Raw genomic sequence first — 20,711 nt, 5'->3', positions numbered from 1 at the left:
GTGGTGATTTCGAGCAAGAGTGCACCTGTGACTGGCGTGGCGGGAATACGCATTCGCCATGAACCGCGATAGTCATGGGTTATCGCAGAAGTTGGACCGGCAGCCCTCGGTGTGCGGTCGAGGGCTCGCGGACGCCGTCAGTCGCGGGGATCGACTTTCGAGGCACGTAGCAGCTGGAGGAACCCCTGCGCCGCTCGGGACGGCTGTTCGCCCACCCGCATGACCACCGACATCTGGGTCGCTGTCCACGGCACGTCGAGGGTCGCCAGGACAACACCGGGCCTGCTGAGAGTCGTCGATGCCAACGTATGTGCCAGCGCGAACCCGATCCCGGCGCGGACCAGCTGCTGCGCAGACTCCGTGGTGTTGGTGAAATAGACCGGCTGTGTCGCCACCTCTTGGGACAACCGCTCGTAGGCATCCCTGAGCAGGGTGCCCCGCTGCATGACGATCATGGGCTGCCCTTCCAGATCCTTTGCGCCGATTCTGTCTTTCTCGGCAAGAGGATGCTTCTCCGGAATTGCGAGAACGATCCGCCCCGGCCGCAGGTCTATGACCCGGAGGTCGTCTCCCTGTGATCCGTCGTCCGCAAACCTCGAGACGATACCGAGGTCGAAGTCGCCCTTGCTGACGCCCCGCTCGACCTCCATCGAGCCACACTCGTTCACCTGGAACTGCACGTTGGGATGAGTGTTCCGGAACTGAGCCACGACGTCGGGGAGCAGCCGATTGCTCGCCGCTGGAATGGTGCCGATACTGATGCGACCGGATGTCAGCCCGCTGATCGCGCTCGCCTCGGCCCGGATGGCGCTCTCCGCGCGAAGTGCGGAGCGCACATGCGGCATGATGAGCTCGGCGGCATAGGTAGGACGCACTCCATTGCTGCCCCTCGTCATCAGGACGAGTCCCAATTCCTCTTCCAGCCTTCGGATCTGGTCGCTGACCGCGGGCTGGGACAGGTCGAGACTGGCCGCCGCTCGTCGGAGCGATCCTTCCTGGACGGCGGCTACGAGATATCGCAGTTGTTCGAACCTCACCGGGCGCCTCTGTCATTCCTGGACCGAGAGTCGAAGGCTATCACTTGCCGGACCATTCCGCGCTGACCTCGCGCAGTGCGTGGATGAGCTTTCGCGCTGCGGGCGCTGGCTGAGTGTCGGTCCGCCTGATCAGGCAGACGGTCAGCCGAGGTGGGTCCCACTCCGTTGCGGGTGTGGCGATCTCGTCGGCGCCGTAGCCGCGCAGCGCATGCCGAGGCAGCATGGCGATGCCCACCTGGGCCGCGACCATGAGCAGGCTGGTGTGCGGGGTGGTCGTCTCGTAGACGATGTCTTGTGCTGGTGGTGAGAATGTGCGGTCCACCAACTCCCGGAGGGCGTAACCGTGCGCGGACACCACCCAGGGCTGGCCCTCAAGGTCGTCGATGCTGACGGTTGACTTGCCGGCCAGCGGATGATGCCGGGACACGCACAGCAGGACTTCATCGAAGATCAGGTCGGTCGAGGTGAGGCCGGCGGAGGAGGCCGGATCGTCGGTGCCCACCACCAACCCGAGATCGAGTTCGCCGCTGATCACGCTGTCGCGCACAGCCTGGGAGCCCGATTCCCACACTGAGAAGCGCACGTTGGGAAACGAGTTCCGGTAGAGCGGAACCACTCTCGGTAGCAGTATCTGGCTGGCCGTGGCGACCGCGCCCAGACGGACGCTGCCGCTGCGCAGCCCGTTGATCAGACCGGCCTCCTCGCGCAGGGCACGGTTGGCCTGCAGCACCTGCCGTATGTGTGGGAGCAGAATCCGGGCCTCGGCGCTGGGGAGGACGCCGTTGGCGCGGCGGATCAGCAGGATGACGTTGAGATCCTCCTCGAGGCGCTGAATCTGCTGGCTGAGTGTCGGCTGCCCGACGCCCACCTCCTGGGCCGCCTTGCGCAGTGAACCGTGGCGGATCGCCGCCTCCAGGTAGCGCAGCTGTTCCGATCTCATGCCGCGATGGTAGCGCGATGGTAGCCAGAGTGATCGACAATGACGATCACGGTGGTAGTCAATGACTTCTTCCTTGAATCAGTTACCTGCATCACAGTGATACGTGACTCGATCGGCCCACCACCTGAGGGCCCGAAATGAAGGGAGACGCGATGCCACGCGCCACTGAGAGCGCCGCGATGCCATGGCTGCGCCAGGCCGGCGTCGAGACGCCCGAACTGGTCGTCGTGACGGATGAGCGGCTCTTGGCGTCGGACGAGCCTGGGTTCGGGCCACCATGGGTGGTCAAGCCCGACATCGCGGGCAGCGGCAAGGGCCTGGCCGGACTCGTGCATATCTGCCGGACTCGGGGCGAGCTGTCTTCCGCCGTCGTCGCGACGCTTCGAGGTGGCGCGCCCGCGGTGGTGGAGGAGTACGTCGATGGGGAGGAGTGCTACCTCTCCATCGCCCTCGACGAGACCACGCGTGGCGCGATCGTGCGGGCCGATGCCACCGGCGGTGTCGGATTCGACGCGCGCCGAGCGGCCGCCGTCACGGTCGGCTTGACGGACGGCCTCGACGACGACACCGTGGCCGCCTTGCTCGATGAGGCGGCTGTCCACGATGCCGGGCTGCGCAGTGCGCTCACCCATGCGCTGCACGTCCTGTGGACCACCTTCTGCGCCGCGGAGGCCGCCCTCATCGAGGTGAACCCCCTCCGGTGGGACGGTAAACGACTGGTCGCCGTCGGTGTGGCGGTCGAATTCGACCCCCACGGTCATCCGGCCGCACAGGCACTTCGACCGACACCGCTGGTCGAACCCGAGGCGGCTCTCGACCGCGCGCCCACCCCGCGCGAACTGATGGTGCGCAAGGCCGACGCCGCCGAGCCGAACCGGGCCGGCATCAAGTTCTTCGAGTTGGACGGCGACGTGGCCTGCATGATCACCGGTGGTGGCGCGGGACTTCTGGCGCTGGACTACCTGACGGACCTCGGCATCCGCCCGGCCTGCTATCTCGACGCGTCGCCAGGCGCCGGTAGTGAGAAGCTGCGGACACTTTTCAGTTCCGCACTGTCTGTACCCGGGCTTCGGGGGGTGCTGTTCGGCGGCGCAGTGCTGAGTCTCGCCGATGCGCGTGACGTCGCGCTCGAGTTCGTTGCTGCGGCGGATCGGGCCGGATTCGACTCGACGCGCGTGCCCACTGTCGTCCGGCTGGCCGGCCCGCACGAAGCGGAGGCCCACGCAATCTTGAAAGAGCGCTTGCCGGCTGCGCTTGTACTCGATCGCACAGCCTCGCTCGAAGACGCCTGTGACCTACTGCTGACCGCCATGGAACGGTCACCGCGTGAACTGGAAGGACTTGTCCGATGATTCGTCGACTTCTCGAAGCTGGTCCTGGTCTTCTCGTACAAGGCATCACCGGTAAACAGGGGCAGCTCGAGACCCGCTGGATGCTCGATTCCGGTGTCAAGGTGGCGGCCGGTGTCACCCCCGGCAAGGGCGGTTCCGTGGTGCACGGTGTGCCGGTGTTCGACACGGTCGCCGCGGCCGTTGCGGCGACGGGGGCACAGGTGGCGATGAGCTACGCGCCGCCGCAGGCCGCAGCCGATGCGGTCGTGGAGGCTGCGCAGGCGGGTCTCGAACTGATCGTGGTCAGCGCGGAGAACGTTCCGCAGCATCGTTGGCTTCGGGCGCTCGAGGTCGCGCGAGCGCACAACTGCCGGGTGATCGGACCGAACTCCCAGGGCGTCGTCGTCCCGGGTGTGGGCCGAATCGGTTGTCCCGGGGGTGACGAACCGTGGCAGCGGTTCGCGGCCGGTTCGGTGGGCATCGTCTCGCGCAGCGGCGGCATGGCCTCCGAACTGGCGATGTTGATGCGGATATGGGGACTGGGCACCAGTGTGCAGATGTCCATCGGCGGCACGCCGACGGTTGGCACCACACTCACCGAAGGTGTCGAACTTGTCGCGAGTGATCCGAACACCCGCGCAGTGGTGGTCTTCGGTGAACCGTCCAGCAGCCAGGAAGTCGACTTGGCGGTCGCGGTGGCGGACGGACGAATCGAGGTTCCGGTCATCGCGATGGTGGCCGGGCGTGCGGGCGACTCCTTGCCGACAGCCCTGCCATTCGGTCACGCGCCGCGCGACGCGGATGGTGCGACTGTCCAGGAAAAGTGTGCGGCACTCGCCGACGCGGGCGTCCTCGTGGCCCTCTCGACGTATGACGTCCGTGTACACCTCGCCGAAGTAATCCCGGCTGCGGCGGTTCGCTGACCTGCATCCCTGACCAGACAGGAAACCTCACCATGACCCAGATCGAACCCCGAGCGGCTTCCCCGGCCCTGACCGTCGGCACAAGCGCCGTAGACAGCACCGGGCGGCCGTGGTTCGAAGCGGAAATGGCCAAACGCCGGAAGTTCGCCTTGGCGATGGGCGGGCCCGACAAGGTCGAGCGCCAGCACTCCCGCGGGCGTCTGACGGCGCGCGAACGCATCGAGCGACTCGTCGACACCGGATCATGGCGCGAGATCGGCATGATGACCGGCTCGGCCCGCTACGACGAACACGGGCAGCTGATCTCGGTCGAACCGTCGAATGTCATCTGCGGGCAAGCCACGATCGACGGCCGCGAGGTGATCGTGGTCGCCGAGGACTTCACCGTGCGAGGGGGGTCGTCGGAGGCGACCAACCCGGAGAAATGGCAGTACGTCGAGCGCTTGGCTCTGACCTATCGTTGGCCCGTAGTCCGGCTGGTCGAGACCGCAGGCGGCAGCGTCAACCTCCTCGAGCAGATGTCTGCCACCAAGATTCCCGGATACCCGCACTGGCCGATGGTGGAACTGCTGGGCACCGTCCCTGTCGTCGGCGTCGCGCTCGGCGCCGCCGCCGGTCTCGGCGCGGTGCGGGTGTGCGCGAGCCACCTGTCGATCATGACCGCCGAGGGTTCCTACCTTTTCGCCGGTGGACCCGCTGTCGTGAAGAAGGCCGTGGGCGAAGACGTCACCAATGCGGAACTCGGCGGCGCGGATGTGCATGCGCGCGGATCGGGCGTTGTCGACAACGAGGCAGCCGACGAGTTCGAGGCACTCGAGCAGACCGCCCATTTCTTGTCCTACCTGCCGTCGAGCGTCCATGAGCTTCCCCCGGTAAGGCCCTGCGCCGATCCGGTGTACCGCCGAGACGAGGCCTTGTCCACGACGATCCCTGCGATCAAGCAGTACTCGTATGAAATGCGCGAGTTGCTGGCCTCGGTTTTCGACCACGGCAGCTTGTTCGAGATCGGACGCTACTTCGGACAGTCGCAGATCACGATGCTCGCCCGTCTCGATGGTCATCCCGTGGCGGTCCTTGCGAATGACCCCAGGTGGCTGGGCGGCTCGTTGACTGTCGACTCCGCCGAGAAGACCATCAGGTTCGTCGACATGGCCGATACCTTCCACCTGCCGATGGTGAACCTGATCGACCAGCCCGGCACCTTTGTCGGCAGCGATGCCGAGCAGAAGGGCACCCTGCGCAAGGGCGTCAGGGCGGCGATGGCACTCGAGCAGGCACGTATCCCCTGGCTCTCGCTGTTCGTGCGGCGCGCCTACGGACTGGCCGGCGCCGCCTACGGACCGGTGGGTGGCGGCAGCATCAATCGGCGTCTAGCCTGGCCGACAGCACACTGGGGATCGATCCCCATCGAGGGCGGAGTCGAAGCCGCCTACCGGCGCACGCTCGCGGAAAGCGATGACCCGGCCGCGCTCCGCAAGGAGCTGTATGCCCGGTTCCAACCTGTGGAGAACCCCTTCCGAACCGCGGAACGGTTCGGCATCCAGGACATCATCGACCCCCGCGACACCCGTCCGATGCTGTGCGAATGGATACGTCAGGCCTACCGCATCCTGCCCGAACATCTCGGTACGACCGCGCGCACCATGCGGGCCTGACCGTACCTCCCATCGCGAAACTCACCGAGGAGTGGACCATGAATCTTCAACACGCAGACGTCCGGCGCATCCTTGAACTGCTGGATACCGCAGAGCACCTCGATTTGCTCGACCTTCGGATCGGAGATGTCGTACTGCAGGCGCGCAAGCCTGGAGCCGCACCCCTGAGCGTGCTACCAGTCGAGGCTCCGGCAGCGACTCCGATCGCAGCGACCCCGGCCGTGAAGACGCAGGCAGCCGCGCCGGCAAGTACCCCGGCTGCCGCCCCGCCTGCAACCAGTAAGCCAGCACCGGCCGAGGTCCCGGACCAGATGCTCGCGATCCGCGCGCCGATGCCCGGCACATTCTTCCGCACACCCGCCCCAGACCAGCCGCCGTTCGTGGAGCAGGGCCAGCGAGTCGATGCGTCGGCGACGCTGTGCCTGGTCGAGGTCATGAAGATGTTCAACTCGATCGCGGCGCCGGCAGCGGGACGGATCCATTCGATCCTCGTCGAGCACGGTCATGCGGTCGAGCAAGACCAGATCCTGATGATCGTCGACCCCACCGAGGCGGAGGACGCGGCATGATCGGCGACATCCCCTTCGTTCAGCACGACATCCGGAAGGTGTTCGTTGCCAATCGCGGTGAGATCGCCGTCCGCATCATCCGGGCGTGCCGTTCGCTCGGGATCGACACCGTTCTCGGTGTCTCCGAGGCGGACGTCGACAGCCTGGCCGCACGAATGGCCGACGAGGTCGTCGTCATCGGCCCGCCCCAGGCGACACGCAGCTATCTCCGGGCGGACCTGCTGGTCCGGGCCGCGCAGCGGACCCGGTGCGACGCGGTCCACCCCGGCTACGGATTCCTGTCCGAACGAGCGTCGTTCGCCCGCGCCTGCGGCGACGCGGGCCTGATCTTCATCGGTCCGACGCCGGAGTCCATCGAGAGCATGGGCGACAAGATCACGGCGGTGGGCTTGGCAGCGAAGGCCGGGGTTCCGTGCGTGCCAGGCTCAGGGGCGGTGTCCGATCCGGACGAGGCCTCGACGATCGCCACGCAGATCGGTTTTCCCGTCCTGATCAAGGCCACTGCCGGCGGCGGCGGCCGTGGCATGCGGGTCGTGGAGTCGGCCGAGAAGCTTCCTGAGGCCTTCAGATCCGCATCATCGGAGGCGCAATCGGCCTTCGGCGATGCCACGCTGTACGTCGAGAAGTTCATCGAACGAGCTCGGCACATCGAAATCCAGATCATCGGTGATCAATTCGGCAACATCGTGCATCTGGGTGAACGAGAGTGCTCGACGCAGCGCCGCCATCAGAAGCTGATCGAGGAGGCACCCTCACCGGTGCTCGGGGCCAACGAACGTGCGGCGATGGGGGAAAGCGCTGTCCGCCTCGCGCGGAATGTGGACTACGTCGGTGCGGGCACGGTCGAGTTCGTAGTCGACGACCGCGACAACAGCTACTACTTCCTGGAGATGAACACTCGAATCCAGGTCGAGCATCCCGTCACCGAGATGATCAGTGGACGAGACCTGGTGGCCGAGCAGATCCGAGTCGCATCCGGCCTGCCACTGTCCTTCACGCAGGACGACATCGTCCTGGACGGCCACGCGATCGAGTGCCGCATCAACGCCGAGGACCCTGACCGCGGGTTCTTCCCCAGTCCCGGGTTGGTCGAGGAATGGGTACCGCCGAGCGGACACGGCGTTCGCGTCGACACCCACTGTCATTCGGGGTACACGGTCTCGCCGTACTACGACTCGCTTCTGGCGAAGCTCATCGTGCACGCCCCTACCCGGGCCGAGGCGATCGAGAAGATGAGCACCGCGTTGTCCGAGTTGAGGGTCAGCGGTCCGACGACCACCGCAGCGTTCCACCACGCGGTGCTCGCCCACCCGCACTTCCGCGAGGGGTCGGTCACCACGCGGTGGGTCGAGGACACCTTTCTCCCCTCGCGAGACCAAAAACTCAGCACTCGTCAGTCCAGCAAAGAGGCGGGAGTATCGGTATGAGCAAGCTCGCATTCACCGACACGAGCCTTACTGACGGCCAAGCCGTGGTTTGGTCTGGCGCACTGGATAATCGGATGCTCCTCGCCTCGGCCGCAGCGCTGTCGTCCAGCAGGCTGGCGGCAGTCGAGGTGCTCGGTCCCGCAGTTCTGGACGAGTGCCTGGCCCGCGACGAGCACCCGTTGCAGCGGGTGGAACTCGCCTCTCGGCACTATGGCTCCGTTCCGCTGCGCGCCACCGTCAATCTGCTGACCGGGCATGGACGACCGGGCGCCGACGTCCTCGGCCCGACGGCGATCGAGGCCTGGCTGTCGGCACTGGCCGCGGCGGGCATCCAGCAGGTGGTCCTGCTGGATCCGCTTCTGGACCTGACCCGCCTGAAGGCGGCCCTGAATTCTGCCACCGCCGCCGGACTGATCGCCATTGCCGCCCTGCCCTATTCGGCCGACGACGATGTGTCGGACGACATCTACGCGCAGCGAGCGGAATCGCTCGTCACCGCAGGCGCCGCGCGGGTGATGCTCCGGGACGAGAGCGGAGTCCTGACACCGGATCGGGCTCACACCCTTTTCCCCGCACTGGTGTCGGCTCTCGGCGACACTCCGCTCGACCTTCACACGCGGTGCCACACCGCGCTCGGAACCGTCGTCGCTCTCGAGGCCGGCCAGCTCGGCGTCAGCGGTATCGACACCGCGCTGCCCTCGGTCGCCAACGGTGCCTCTCTTCCCTCGCTGCCGTCCTTGATCCGCGTCCTGCAACACGAGCAGCACTTCCAGGATCTGCCCGACCTCGACAGCCTGCTGTCCGCCGATGCGATCCTTGCCGAAATCGCCGACCAGGAAGGCTTTCCCGCTGCGGCGCCGTGGCCTTTCGATCTGGCGACCTACGTCCATCAACTGCCGGGTGAGGTGGCCGCCGACGTGCGCAGTGCCTTGCGCGGGCGCTGGGCAGACCTGCACGAGTTCGCCGCGGAATGCGCGGTCGTGCGCCGTGAGATGGGCTCACCGCCGATGGTGGCCCCGTTCGCCCGCGCGATCGCTGAGCAAGCGATGTGCCACTTCGATGGCGAGCAGCGATACGAAAGCCTGCGGCCAGTGCTGCGCAGGCTGCTGCAAGGGGTGTACGGCACGGTGGACGGTGAGCTTCGCACCGACCTCCAGGAGCGGATCGGCCTGGTGCTGTCATCCGACGCCTCCCCCATGACAGTCGAAGCCGATCTCGGAGCCGATGAGGCGGTACTGCTCGCCTGGGTGGCCGGAGTCACGGTCGCCGCCATCCCGCCGAGGGCGAACGCGGTGCGGCCGTACGAAGCGTTGACACCCTACGAAAGCCTCGCTCGCGGACTGCTCGAGCGTGCCGGCCGCTACACCACGCTGAGTGTGCAAGCGCCCGGTATCCGCATCCATCTGCAACAGGAAGGGTGAATCCAGTGCTCGCCAACCTCCGGAACCTTGTCGAGGCCGACTACGCGCGCACAGGTCGGCGCCGGACGATCGGCCTGACCGACGGCACACTCCGGGACGCTCATCAATGCCTGTGGGCGACCCGGATGCGCACCGAACACATGTTGCCCATCGCGGAAAGGATCGAACAAGCAGGCTTCGGTACCGTCGAGGCGCTCGCGATGGTGAGCTTCGACGCCGGAATCCTGTTCCTGCAACAAGATCCGTTCGAGCGGGTGCGTCTGCTGCGTGATCGGATCCCGGCAACTCCCCTCCGTGGCGCCATCCGCAGCAACTTGCTGCACGGCTTCTACCCGCGACCGACCGACATCAACGAACTCTTCGTCGAGCGGATGTTCGTCAACGGCATCCGTGACTTCGCGGTCCTCGAATCCCTCCATTGCTGGGACAACGTGGCACCCGCAGTCCACGCCGCAAAGCGGCTCGGGGCGGAGATCACGATCCCTCTCTTGTTCAACCTCGCCCCTGGCTACGACGATGCCTTCTACGTCCGGCAGGCCCGCGAGGTCATCGATCGCTTCGACCCGGACACGATCTGCCTCGCCGACGCCGGTGGCAGCCTGACCGTCGAACGCACCCGGACGCTGGTACCAGCACTACGCGCGGCGATCGGCGACATCCGGCTGGAACTGAACACACACTGCTTGACCGGGATGGGTCCGCAGGTCGCGCTCGAGGCGGCGGTGTACGGCGCGGATCAGATCCTGACCGCCATCGATCCGTTGGCCAATGGCAACTCGCTGCCTGCGGCGCAGGCGACGGCACGGGATCTGCGCGCCTTGGGGTTCTCCGTCGATATCGACGACCGAGCACTCGACGAGGTGGGCGACTACCTGGGCAAGCTCGCCGCGCAGCTGAACTACCCCGTCGGAGTCCCGGCGGAATACGACCCTGCGAACTACCAGACGCAGTACGCAGGCGGCGCCATGACGAATCTGGAGGCGCAGCTGAAGGCGGCCGGAATCGCCGACAAGCTGCCCGCGGTGATCGAGGAGATCGGCCGGGTGCGAGAAGAATTGGGCTCGCCTGTCATGGCGACGCCGTTCCCCGCCATCGTCGCCGCCCAAGCCGTGATGAATGTGCTCAACACCGAGCGCTACAGCGTGGTGCCGGACGAGGTCAAGAAGTACGTGTGCGGATACTTCGGCGCGCTGCCGCTACCCGTCGACGACAACGTCAAGGACCTCGTGATGAACAACGGCTCGCGCGATATTTCCGAGACACCGCCGCAGCTCGACCCGGTCGTGCCGGAACTGCGGAAACAGTACGGGCACCTCTCGCCGGACGAAATGATCCTGCGCTACATGTACGACGACAAGAAGATCGATGCACTCGTCCCGGTCGAGGACACCTTCAGCGTCGAGCAGACGGTCGTGGAGGTGATGGCCGGACTCAGTCGGATGCGGAGCAAGCGGAACGTGCGTCTGGTCGCACCCGGCATCGAACTACGAGCCAATGGCTGACAACGTGCTGCGTCCGGAACCGCGCCCCACCACCGAGACGGCGACGTACTGGAACGCAGCCCGCGAGGAACGCCTCGTGGTCCAGCGTTGCGAGGAGTGCGGGCGTCATCAGTTCTACCCGCGCGCTTTCTGCACGGCCTGCCTGTCAGAACACCTCGAATGGGTGGACTCGGTGGGAGCGGGGAGCATCTACACCTTCACGATCTGCCGGATTCCGGCCGATCCGTCGATGGCGGACAAGGTTCCTTATGCCGTGGCCATCATCGACCTCGACGAGGGCGTGCGCCTGCTGACCAACATCGTGGATTGCCCGATCGACCGCATCCGCGTCGGCGCCCACGTCGAAGTCCGCTTCGAACGCGTCAGCACCACCGCCGTCCTCCCCCAATTCACCCTGACAGATCTGGACTACCGATGATCACCGACTACTTCGACGCGGGCGCCGCCCGATACCCGGAGCGCGCGTTTCTGCAGTCCGACACACTGCGGCTCAGCTACCAGGACGTCGTGGTGGCCTCGCACGCGATTGCGCACGGACTGACCCAAGAAGGACTCGCGAACGGCACCATCGGCATTCTGTCCCCGAATCATCCCGACGGCTTCGTCGCGATGCTCGGGATCCTGCGTGCGGGCGCCACCTACGTACCGCTCAACGCCCGCGACCACATCGAGGACCTGATCTGGTTCATGCGATTCACGGAAATGTCGGCGCTGGTCTACCACGAGCAGTACCTCCCGCACATTGATCGCATTCGGTCCGAAGTACCCACGCTCACAGCATGTATCGTGTTCGACGATGGCACAGCGGCCGAGCACAGTACCGAGGCATGGAAGCGAGACCATCGGGGACAGTCCTGCAACACACGACGAGATATCGACAGCATAGCGTTGATCAAGGCCTCCGGGGGTACCACCGGTCGCCCCAAGGCGATCATGCAGAGCCACCGCTGCCTGCTTGCCGCCTACCGAATCGTCAATCAGTTCACCGCGCCAGCGAAGGACCCGGTGCACCTGGTGGTGGCACCGCTGACCCACGCTGCGGGCGCGACAGCAATGGGACTGTCCGCCTTCGGCACTCGCAACGTGATGGCGCCGTCGACCGATCCCGCGGTCATCCTCGAGCTGATCGAGCGGGAGCAGGTGACACACATCTTCCTGCCGCCGACGATGATCTACCGGCTCTTGGCGCACCCGGACGCCCAGACACGGGACTGTTCCTCCCTCGAGTACGTGATCTACGGCGCCGCACCGATGTCGGTGAACAAGCTCGAGGAAGGGTTGAAACTGTGGGGTCAGGTGTTCGTCCAGTTCTACGGGCAGTCCGAGGCGCCGGGAGTGATCACGTGCCTCACGCGTCAGGATCATTCCCTCAGCGATGCGGCCGTCGGGCACCTCGCGTCGGCCGGTCGGCCGACCGGGGCGTGCGAGGTGGCGCTGATGGACGACGACGGCCGCTTCGTCCCGGCCGGTGAGCGCGGGGAGATCGTCGTCCGAGGTGAGCTGGTCTGTCCCGGGTATCTCAACAATGCCGAGGCCGATGCCGAAGCGCACCGTTTCGGCTGGCACCACACCGGAGACATCGGGGTCTTCGACGAGAGCGGCTACCTCTACGTCGTCGATCGCAGCAAAGACATCGTGATCTCCGGCGGGTTCAACATTTATCCCAGTGAGATCGAACAGCTGATCTGGTCGCATCCCGCCGTGCAGGACTGCGCGGTCGTCGGCGTGCCCGACGACGACTGGGGCGAGCGGCTCACCGTCGTGGTCGAGCTGAAGCCAGAGTCCGAGGTGACCGCCGAGAGCATCATCGCGATGTGCCGGAACCGGTTCGGCAGCCTGAAGACCCCCAAGCAGGTCGAATTCTGGGAGACGTTGCCGCGCAGTTCGGTCGGCAAGGTCCTCAAGAAGGATGTCCGCGCCAAGATCATCGCCGCATCCATCGGGACGGACTGACAGATGGCGGACAAGAGCGCTCTTGCGGGGCGATACGCCATCGTCGGGGTGGGTGAAGCGGGACTGGGCAGTGCGCCCGCCGGGTCGACGGCGCTGTCGCTGCAATGCCGGGCTGCCCGCCTGGCACTGCTCGAGGCCGGGCTCGGCTTGGCCGACATCGATGGTGTCTTTGCGCACTGGGATGATCGGGCGAACGGCCTGCTTGTTGCTGAATACCTCGGCATTCACCCGCGGTATGTCGACAGCACGGTGGTGGGTGGCCAGTCCACTATCACCCATCTGGTCCATGCAATGGCGGCCATCGAGGCAGGCTTGTGCGAAGTAGCCTTGGTCACCTACGGCAGCACACAACGTTTGGACAAGAGCCGTGCGCGCAGCGGCATAGTCCAAGACCCGCGCTCACCTGTGGGTCAGTTCGCGGCGCCGTACGGGATGCTCAATCCGGTCGGGTACTACGCCATGCTGGCCCAGCTGTACTCGAGTCGATATGGTAGCGCGCCAGAGGATCTCGGCCAGGTGGCGCTCGCCGCCCGCCAGTGGGCACAGCTCAATCCGAACGCGGCGCGCCAGGATCCGCTGACCATGGCGGACTATCTCGCGTCACCGCGCGTTGCCGACCCGCTACGCAAGCTCGACATCTGCCAGATCAACGACGGCGCCGGCGCCATGATCTTGACCAGCGCCGACCGTGCCCGCGATCTGGCGCAGAAACCGGTGTCGATCAGGGGTTTCGGTGACACCTACCGGCATCACTTGACCCCACTCGGCAACGACGACTGGCTCGACAACGGCGCGCTGCGCACGATCGCCGATGACGCGCTGTCCATGGCGCAGCTCGACCGCCAAGACCTCGACGTCGTCCAGATCTACGACGCGTTCACCATCAATGTGCTGGTAGCGCTGGAAGCGCTCGGGTTCTGCGAGCCCGGCGGCGCGGGCGCATTCGTCGGCGGCGGACGAATCGCCCCGGGCGGATCGTTCCCGCTGAATACCTCCGGTGGCGGGCTCTCGTTCAACCATTCCGGCCAGTTCGGCATGCAATTGATGATCGAGGCGGTCCGCCAACTGCGCGGCGAATGCGGCCCGCGTCAGATCCCTGGCGCACGTACCTGCCTGGTACAGGCCGGAGGAATGGTCATGTCCGCGCACATGGTCATGGTCCTCGACACGATCTGAATTCTCGGCCCGGCCATCGTGGTCTCGCCCGACCGGATATCCCTCCAAGGAGGCCCCATGCAAGAAACAACTATCCCGCCGGGTGTCATGGAGACGGCCAACCTGCTCTCCCGCCTGGACCGGCTACCGATGACGAGGACAGCACTGCTGACCACCATCCTCGTGACCATCATCTGGATCGCCGAGGGGTTCGAGACCGGGGTGATCGGCCCGATCCTGCTGTTGGTCAAGGAGCCATGGGGCCTGACGGCTCAGGGCACCGCCCAGCTCGGCATCGCCTCCACCGCCGGCATCATCGTGGGCGCAGCCTTCGCGGGCCGCCTCATCGACCGCTATGGCCGCAAGGTTGTTCTGCTCTGGGGCGTCACGGTGTTTTCACTGTTCTCCGCGCTGTGCGCAGTGTCGGCGGACATCGGCTGGATCATGGCGATGCGTGTTCTCGGCGGCCTCGCGCTCGGAGCGGTCTTCCCGATTCCGTACCTCATACTCTCGGAACTGCTGGGGACCCGATCCCGCGCGAGAATGATCGCCGCGGCGTCCGGGGTGCTCGCACTGAGCTATCTCGTTCCACAGGCGGCCGCACTGGCCATGGTCGATCGTCTTCCTGTCGAACTGGCCTGGCGCATCATGTTTCTCCTCGGTGGCCTTCCGATCCTGGCGGTGCCGCTCATCTACCGGCATCTGCCCGAAAGCCCGCGTTGGCTGCTACTCAAGGACCGTGGAGCCGAAGCGCAGGCGCTGGTGGAGCGGATGGAACGCGAGGCAGGCTACGAGCACGACGACGGCCTTCTTGATTCCAGGATCACCGCCATCGTGCAGGCCGAATACGAGGCAGGCACCGGAGGGGGCAGCAAGTCTGCGGCCGTGTTTCGTCAGCCGCTCCTCGGCCGTTTCGTTCTGTGCGTGCTCATCTGCGCAGGCGCAAGTGCCGCTAGCTATGTGCTCTTGATATACGCGCCGACGATCTACGCGGACAAGGGGATGTCGGACAAGGCAGCGCTGGCTACCACCATCGGAATCGTCATCACTGGCGCGATAGGGGCGGTCGCGGTGGGGCAGTTTGCCGAGAGAATCGGCCGTAAGAAGACCTTCCTCCTCTACAGCCTCGGTGCCGGGTTCGGTTTCAGCCTGCTCGCGCTGTCGGACAACACAACGCTCGCAGTCGCTTTCGGACTCACCAGCGCGTTCTTCTCCACGGGTTTGGCGCCCTTTACCAAGCTGTTCACGGCCGAGCAATTCCCCACGCACGCACGAGGAACCGCCGCCGGGTTCGTGGAGTCTGCCGCCCGATGTTTCGGTGGAGTTCTCATCGTCGCGTCGCTTCCCTTCATGCAGTCGAATCTGGGGGCGAGTGCACCGTTCTGGTTGATCTGCGCGATCTTCCTGGTGTGCCTCGGTCCCGTCATGCTCCGCGCGCGTGAAACCCGCGGCATGAGTATCGATCGGGCGGGAGCGTCCTGAGTTCTGATGCCCCACGGGTATTCAGCGAAAGGAGCGCATCCTACGCCCACGGCGTCTCGGTGGAACAACAAATTGACCGGGTCGTCCAAGCCTCCAGCATCTGACCGTACTGAACCAGTATACCTCAGCCCAACTATCGCCTAGAACAAGGAAATCAGTGATGAGCACCACCAAAGCTGCCGCGGCAGCGGTTATTGCCGCTGCCGCGCTGAGCCTCACTGCCGGAACCGCTTCGGCTGCACCGGCTTCGGGACCACTCAGCGTCAATATCGCGCCCGCCGTGAACTACAAGGCTTACAAGGAAGGCAACGCCGCGGTCATCACCGTCGACGCCGGCAAGCTCATCGTCGACCAGGACCAATTCCAAATCCGTTCCAACACGGGTGAAATCCTCGCCGGTGTACCCCTGGAATTCAACGTCGACGACATCGCGTTCCCCATCGACGCCAAAATCGACGGGAACACCGCCACCCTCACCCCTGCGCTCGACATGGACCGCGCACATTACAAGCCCGCAGCATTGCCGTTCGAGCAGCAAGCACCGTGGAAGACGCCCTACGACCGCGAAGTCGCGGCCTGGGCACGCATGAGCCAGACCGTCATCCTCGGTGCCGGAATCGGCGCCATCGTCGGCGCGGTCGGATCCGGCACGATCGGCTGTCTGCTCGGCGGCGCCGCAGGTACCGCCCTCACCAGTCCGCTCGCCACCCTCTTCGGCGCGGGCCCGCTCGCTGGATGCCTCATCGGTGCCGCCGCGCTCGCCCCCATCGGCGTCGTCGCCGGCTCCATCTTCGTCGCCGCACCGGTCGCGATCGCGGCAGGCATCCAGTACTTCACGACCATCAATGAGCCCTTCCCGGAACCCAAGAAATAGACGGAAGAGTTGATCCGGGGAGAACAACGCTCCGGAGTCCCAACGCCCGTCGCGCGGAGGCAATCGGTTGGACGTAGATTCAGCGTTTCCGAAGATGGATCTCTGTGGTTGAGGCGTGTGTCCCTTCGGGCATAAGAACGGCCTTCAGTGCACAACTGCACTGTGAAATCCATTTTGCTGCTCCGGGTCGATCATCGGCAAAGATCATGATTGGTCCAAGCCGGCGGCGATGGCCATCCCGAAGGAAGGGTATTTGGATCTCGTGCCGGGCCGGTATTCCCCCGCACACCGGCCAATTACGGCTTCTCGATCATCGCGAAGGTCAAACCCGGTCGGGAGGCGGCGATCCGGGAGTACGGCAAGCAGTTCGAGGCCGCGGTCCGGGAAGACCCCATTGTGCTGGTGCCGCTGCGACTGCACTACCTGCGGTGGGTGCTGTTCGACATCGGCGACGGGTTGTGTTTCCAGTATCAGGGATCTTCGACGACACCGACTTCGACAAGTACGTCGAGGATGCCATCGCGCTCTTCCTGTCGACGGGTATCACGACCATCTTCGTAACCTCGAGCGGTTCCCGGAGGACTGGAAGACCAGTACCGATGCGGTCGTGAAATTCTTCCGTGAGCATCAATTCCCGAGCTTGCTGGTCGTCGCAACGCGCCACCCGAGGCATGGAAGCGGCTGAGCTGCAGCGAAGGCGCGAAAGGCCCCAGGCTGTTCGACTGGGCCGTGTCCACGCTGCCCACCGTCAGTGAAGCTGGCGCCGGGTGGCGGCGCTGGCTGCTGGCGCGTCGGTCGTTGACCCGCAGCGCGAACGGCGAACTCGAAATCGCGTACTACCTGTGCGGCGCCCCGGTGGGTACCAGCGACGAGGATCTCGTCCGTGTCGCTGGTGCCCGATGGGCGGTCGAGGACTGTTTCCAGACCGCGAAAACCGAGGTCGGGCTCGATCAATACCAGGTCCGCCGTTACGACGGCTGGTATCGGCACATCACCCTCGCGATGCTCGCCCACCCCTACCTCGCCGACGGCTGCTGTTTCCCCAAAAGTATTGGCAGCGCCCTCATTTCACTCACGCTCGGTGAAATCAAGCATCTCCTGGCACACGTGATCACCCCGATCCCGAACCTGACATCGGCACACCGCTGGTCGACCTGGCGACGAAGACACCAATACCGAGCTAAAAAAGCCCACTACCAGCGAAGACAGGCAACACATCACGAAGTGATGCTGGAATACTAGTATTCAGCGCCGGGAGTTATTGTTCAATCGAGGGGGTGCGTGAGGCCTATTTGCATGACAGCAATAGCAGTCCGACCACGTCGGCAAACTCGCCCCACCGGCTCGGAACGAAGTTCGGTGGGGCGCGTTCGCCACCCGGGCCGGGGCTGCGACACCCACATGGATGCCGGCGGAAGCACTCACCGCCGTCGCGAGATCTACCATGGACAATGCGCCGATGCTATTCGAGCCTACAAACGGACTGCGAGACTTCGACACCTTCGGCTGGCGGACAGTGGAATTGGAGAACTGGCTGGGCCGTCACTCAGGTATCGCGGGCTCCCAAGTTCCGGCTGCTCCGCTTCCGCCACTCGCGATGACGGAGACCAGCGGTCGAACCACCGACGGCGAGTGACGGCGGCTTGGTCCGAGCCTGCCGATGGATCAGCGCCTCCGCGGTACTTGCTCAATTACCGCGCCGCGATGGCCGGTCTGGTTGTGAACTCCGGCAAACTGCGGTTTCACTGTCCCGGCACTCGTTGACTGTTGGTTACCGGACCTGCTGGATGCGGTGATACCAGGACGGGGCACGAACTCCGGTGTCTCGATGCAGTGGCATCGTGGCGATCATTTTGAACCGCGAGTCGGCGATCCCGTACGGCGAGTGCTTCAACGCAGGGATCGACGATTTCAACTGCGGGTCGTCTTCTTCGTCGGATTGCCTGAACAGCCAGTCGGACATCAGAACCCAGGACGCTATGCCTGGTTGATCCTCGTGCCGCGTCCTTCACGCGCGTGCAGCGTGAAGGGTCCGAAGCAGGCCCGGAAGATCGCATAGATCAACCAGAGCAGGCACTCGCCCCAGCTTCGACTGCATGAAGGGAATCGAATCGACGACAAGAACCCCCCGAAGCATCGGCTCACGGATTCACGAACCCCACGTCGGTTCCCAGTGCGTGAGTGAAGAATTACCCGGCCGTGAACAGCCTGGCGAAGGGACCGAGCGCGTGCAGACGAACGCGCTGGCATACGCGACGGCGAAGCGTTCGAACAGCGCGCCGGGAAAACGCATTTATCGAGAGGGCGCTATTTCGTCGATCGAGAACTGCGTGGCGAGGTCATCGAGAAGTCCGGCGACCCGGCGTACGGCAGCCAGTCGCCGATGGCGCGTTGGCGGCTGTCGAAGCCTCGGTCAAGCCTGCTGCCAGATGCACGTGGGAGCGTCGGCGATCTGCTGGATCGGCGGCGGTGATGCGCTCGTCGGCGTCCGGTACCCTTCACCCTCGGTTCCTACCACTCGAAGATCACTCGAATAGGCGCTTCAGATCACGAATAATATTCGGTACTGTCGGGCCATGCGGAAGAGTGATTCACCTGCTGGCCCAGCCTCGACGGTTCCGCCGAACCGCCCCCGTCCGGGCACGCTGATCGATGACATCGACCGGATTCTGCTGGACCAGCTCGCGCGGGATGGGCGTATGACCAACAATTCGCTCGCCACCGCCGCGGGCATAGCACCGTCCACCTGTCTCGGGCGGGTGCGGGCACTGATGGAACGTGGCGTCATTCGCGGGTTCCATGCCGATATCGACATGGCCGCACTGGGCCGGAGCCTGCAGGCGATGATTGCGGTTCGGCTACATGCCGGCGCGCGACACCAGCTCGCCGAGTTCGGGACGGAGATGTCGGCGTTGGAGACGGTGCTGAACGTGTATTTCATCGCGGGTGCCCAGGACTATCTGATCCATGTCGCTACCGCGAACAGCGATGAGCTACGCATCTTCGTGCTGAACCATCTGAGCGCGCATTCCGCAGTCGCCTCGACCGAGACGATTCTCATCTTCGAGCACTTGCGCGCAAAAACCCCACACATCGCGCCCGCAGCGGACGAAAGCTCCCGGCGAAATCCCTAGGCCACCAGGCTCTGTGCCATGTATCCGTGAGCGGCAGCAACGGACTCTGACAGCAGCACTCCGCGGTGGGTGCTCAGACCGGCGGCCAATTCCGGGTCCGCGGCCACCGCATCTTGCCAGCCGTGCTCGGCGAGCGAAACCACATACGGCAGTGTGGCATTGGTGAGCGCCACGGTCGAGGTGTATGGCACTGCCCCCGGCATGTTCGCGACGCAGTAGAAGACCGAGTCGCACACCCGGTAGGTCGGTTCCGCGTGGGTGGTCGGCCGTGAATCCGCAAGGCAGCCACCCTGATCGATGGCGATGTCGACCAGCACGGAGCCCGCCTTCATCTGCGCGACAAGGTCGTTGGAGACCAAGGTCGGCGCCTTGGAACCGGGCACCAGCACCGCGCCGATCACCAGGTCCGCTTCGCGGACTGCGGCTTCCACCTCCAATCGGTTGGACATGACGGTCCGCACCCGCCCCTCGTACCGCGCGTCGATCTCGCGCAGGCGGGCGATGTTCAGATCCAGGACGGTCACGTTCGCGCGCATGCCGTGCGCGACGGCGATCGCGTTACCGCCTGCCACACCGGCGCCGATCACGACGACGTTGGCGGGTGGGACGCCCGGCACGCCACCCATCAGGACGCCCCGGCCGCCGCCGCTACGCATCAGGTGGTATGCCCCGGCCTGCGGCGCGAGCCTGCCCGCGACCTCGCTCATCGGCGCGAGGAGCGGCAGCGAGCCGTCCCTGCTGGTGACCGTCTCGTAGGCAATCGAGGTGATGCCCGAGGTCAGTAGCGCGTCCGTGCATTCCTTAGACGCTGCCAAATGCAGGTAAGTGAACAGCACCTGGCCCTCGCGCATGCGCGAATACTCCTCGGAGACCGGCTCCTTGACCTTGAGCACCACGTCCGCGGTCCCCCAGACCTCGTCAGCGGAGTCCAGCACGCGCGCCCCGGCGGCGGTGTACGCCTCGTCTTCGAACGCCGACCCGCGACCGGCCCCCGATTCGATGTACACCTCGTGTCCGCGAGACACGAGCTCATGCGCGCCCGCTGGGGTGCACGCGACCCGATACTCATGGTTCTTGACCTCGCGGGGGATTCCGATCTTCACTTGCACTCCTTAACGTCGATGGATGACACCGGAATGATCCGTATGAAGTGGATCACCGCTTCTCCGAGTATGAATATTCTGCGACAATACGTCTATACTACTGAATATAATTCTTCAGAGTGGCTACTTTTCATCCGAATTGTCTGAACTATCGCTAGTCGGGTCTACATTTCCGCAAGATATTCGACGAACCGACACCTCGATT

General features: G+C 65.0%; 17 protein-coding genes and 2 pseudogenes. 16 read left to right on the top strand and 3 right to left on the bottom strand.

Translation table 11 applies throughout. The features are described 5' to 3' along the window. Positions 1-137: 137 nt before the first annotated feature. Positions 138-1,037 (bottom strand): LysR family transcriptional regulator, encoded by a 900-nt coding sequence (locus ACFVJ5_RS07305; protein ID WP_379219007.1) that lies wholly within the window; start codon positions 1,035-1,037, stop codon positions 138-140. Between the two features lie 40 nt (positions 1,038-1,077). Next, positions 1,078-1,977, bottom strand: coding sequence for a LysR family transcriptional regulator (locus ACFVJ5_RS07300; RefSeq protein WP_379219006.1), 900 nt, complete (start codon positions 1,975-1,977; stop codon positions 1,078-1,080). A 152-nt stretch (positions 1,978-2,129) separates the two neighbouring features. Between ACFVJ5_RS07300 and ACFVJ5_RS07295 the strand changes: the two genes are divergently transcribed. From ACFVJ5_RS07295 to ACFVJ5_RS07220, 16 genes and pseudogenes are all read left to right on the top strand, one after another. Next, the gene (locus tag ACFVJ5_RS07295; RefSeq protein ID WP_379219005.1) at positions 2,130-3,329 is read left to right on the top strand and encodes an ATP-grasp domain-containing protein; all 1,200 of its coding nucleotides are present in this window, start codon (positions 2,130-2,132) and stop codon (positions 3,327-3,329) included. Then, positions 3,326-4,231, top strand: a complete 906-nt coding sequence (locus ACFVJ5_RS07290; protein ID WP_379219004.1) for a CoA-binding protein — start codon at positions 3,326-3,328, stop codon at positions 4,229-4,231. Before ACFVJ5_RS07295 ends, ACFVJ5_RS07290 begins: the two co-directional genes overlap by 4 nt. Positions 4,232-4,263: 32 nt before the next feature. Next, positions 4,264-5,886, top strand: a complete 1,623-nt coding sequence (locus ACFVJ5_RS07285; protein ID WP_379219003.1) for an acyl-CoA carboxylase subunit beta — start codon at positions 4,264-4,266, stop codon at positions 5,884-5,886. Between the two features lie 38 nt (positions 5,887-5,924). After that, positions 5,925-6,455 carry an acetyl-CoA carboxylase biotin carboxyl carrier protein gene (locus ACFVJ5_RS07280; protein ID WP_379219002.1) on the top strand — a complete coding sequence of 177 codons (531 nt, stop codon included), beginning with the start codon at positions 5,925-5,927 and terminating at the stop codon, positions 6,453-6,455. Further along, positions 6,452-7,882 carry an acetyl-CoA carboxylase biotin carboxylase subunit gene (gene accC, locus ACFVJ5_RS07275; protein WP_379219001.1) on the top strand — a complete coding sequence of 477 codons (1,431 nt, stop codon included), beginning with the start codon at positions 6,452-6,454 and terminating at the stop codon, positions 7,880-7,882. The genes ACFVJ5_RS07280 and accC overlap by 4 nt, the downstream gene beginning before the upstream one ends. After that, positions 7,879-9,303: a hypothetical protein gene (locus ACFVJ5_RS07270; RefSeq protein ID WP_379219000.1), complete on the top strand. Its 1,425-nt coding sequence runs from the start codon at positions 7,879-7,881 to the stop codon at positions 9,301-9,303. Before accC ends, ACFVJ5_RS07270 begins: the two co-directional genes overlap by 4 nt. A gap of 5 nt (positions 9,304-9,308) precedes the next feature. Then, complete coding sequence (locus ACFVJ5_RS07265; RefSeq protein WP_379218999.1) at positions 9,309-10,805, top strand: pyruvate carboxylase; 1,497 nt, start codon at positions 9,309-9,311, stop codon at positions 10,803-10,805. Continuing rightward, positions 10,798-11,223, top strand: coding sequence for a Zn-ribbon domain-containing OB-fold protein (locus tag ACFVJ5_RS07260; protein ID WP_379218998.1), 426 nt, complete (start codon positions 10,798-10,800; stop codon positions 11,221-11,223). The genes ACFVJ5_RS07265 and ACFVJ5_RS07260 overlap by 8 nt, the downstream gene beginning before the upstream one ends. Next, on the top strand, positions 11,220-12,758 hold the full coding sequence (locus ACFVJ5_RS07255) for a class I adenylate-forming enzyme family protein (RefSeq protein WP_379218997.1): 1,539 nt from the start codon (positions 11,220-11,222) through the stop codon (positions 12,756-12,758). The genes ACFVJ5_RS07260 and ACFVJ5_RS07255 overlap by 4 nt, the downstream gene beginning before the upstream one ends. A 3-nt stretch (positions 12,759-12,761) precedes the next feature. After that, positions 12,762-13,934: a hypothetical protein gene (locus ACFVJ5_RS07250; RefSeq protein WP_379218996.1), complete on the top strand. Its 1,173-nt coding sequence runs from the start codon at positions 12,762-12,764 to the stop codon at positions 13,932-13,934. A 57-nt stretch (positions 13,935-13,991) separates the two neighbouring features. Next, the gene (locus tag ACFVJ5_RS07245) at positions 13,992-15,395 is read left to right on the top strand and encodes an MFS transporter (RefSeq protein ID WP_379218995.1); all 1,404 of its coding nucleotides are present in this window, start codon (positions 13,992-13,994) and stop codon (positions 15,393-15,395) included. 160 nt (positions 15,396-15,555) lie between these two features. After that, complete coding sequence (locus ACFVJ5_RS07240; protein WP_379218994.1) at positions 15,556-16,269, top strand: hypothetical protein; 714 nt, start codon at positions 15,556-15,558, stop codon at positions 16,267-16,269. Positions 16,270-16,498: 229 nt separating this feature from the next. Then, positions 16,499-16,915, top strand: a pseudogene (locus tag ACFVJ5_RS07235) (hypothetical protein); the annotation flags it as partial. 14 nt (positions 16,916-16,929) lie between these two features. Further along, a pseudogene (locus tag ACFVJ5_RS07230) lies at positions 16,930-17,292 on the top strand (IS701 family transposase); the annotation flags it as partial. A gap of 818 nt (positions 17,293-18,110) precedes the next feature. Then, complete coding sequence (locus ACFVJ5_RS07225; protein ID WP_379218993.1) at positions 18,111-18,260, top strand: hypothetical protein; 150 nt, start codon at positions 18,111-18,113, stop codon at positions 18,258-18,260. A gap of 585 nt (positions 18,261-18,845) precedes the next feature. Then, positions 18,846-19,403 (top strand): Lrp/AsnC family transcriptional regulator, encoded by a 558-nt coding sequence (locus ACFVJ5_RS07220; protein ID WP_379218992.1) that lies wholly within the window; start codon positions 18,846-18,848, stop codon positions 19,401-19,403. Here the strand turns inward: ACFVJ5_RS07220 and ald are convergent. After that, a complete protein-coding gene (gene ald / locus ACFVJ5_RS07215) occupies positions 19,400-20,506 on the bottom strand; it encodes an alanine dehydrogenase (protein WP_379218991.1) in 1,107 nt (368 codons plus the stop codon). The genes ACFVJ5_RS07220 and ald overlap by 4 nt on opposite strands. Positions 20,507-20,711: the final 205 nt, after the last annotated feature.

Source organism: Nocardia sp. NPDC127606, from assembly GCF_042671725.1.
Lineage (GTDB): Bacteria > Actinomycetota > Actinomycetes > Mycobacteriales > Mycobacteriaceae > Nocardia.
This window is presented reverse-complemented; position numbering and strand designations above follow the sequence as displayed.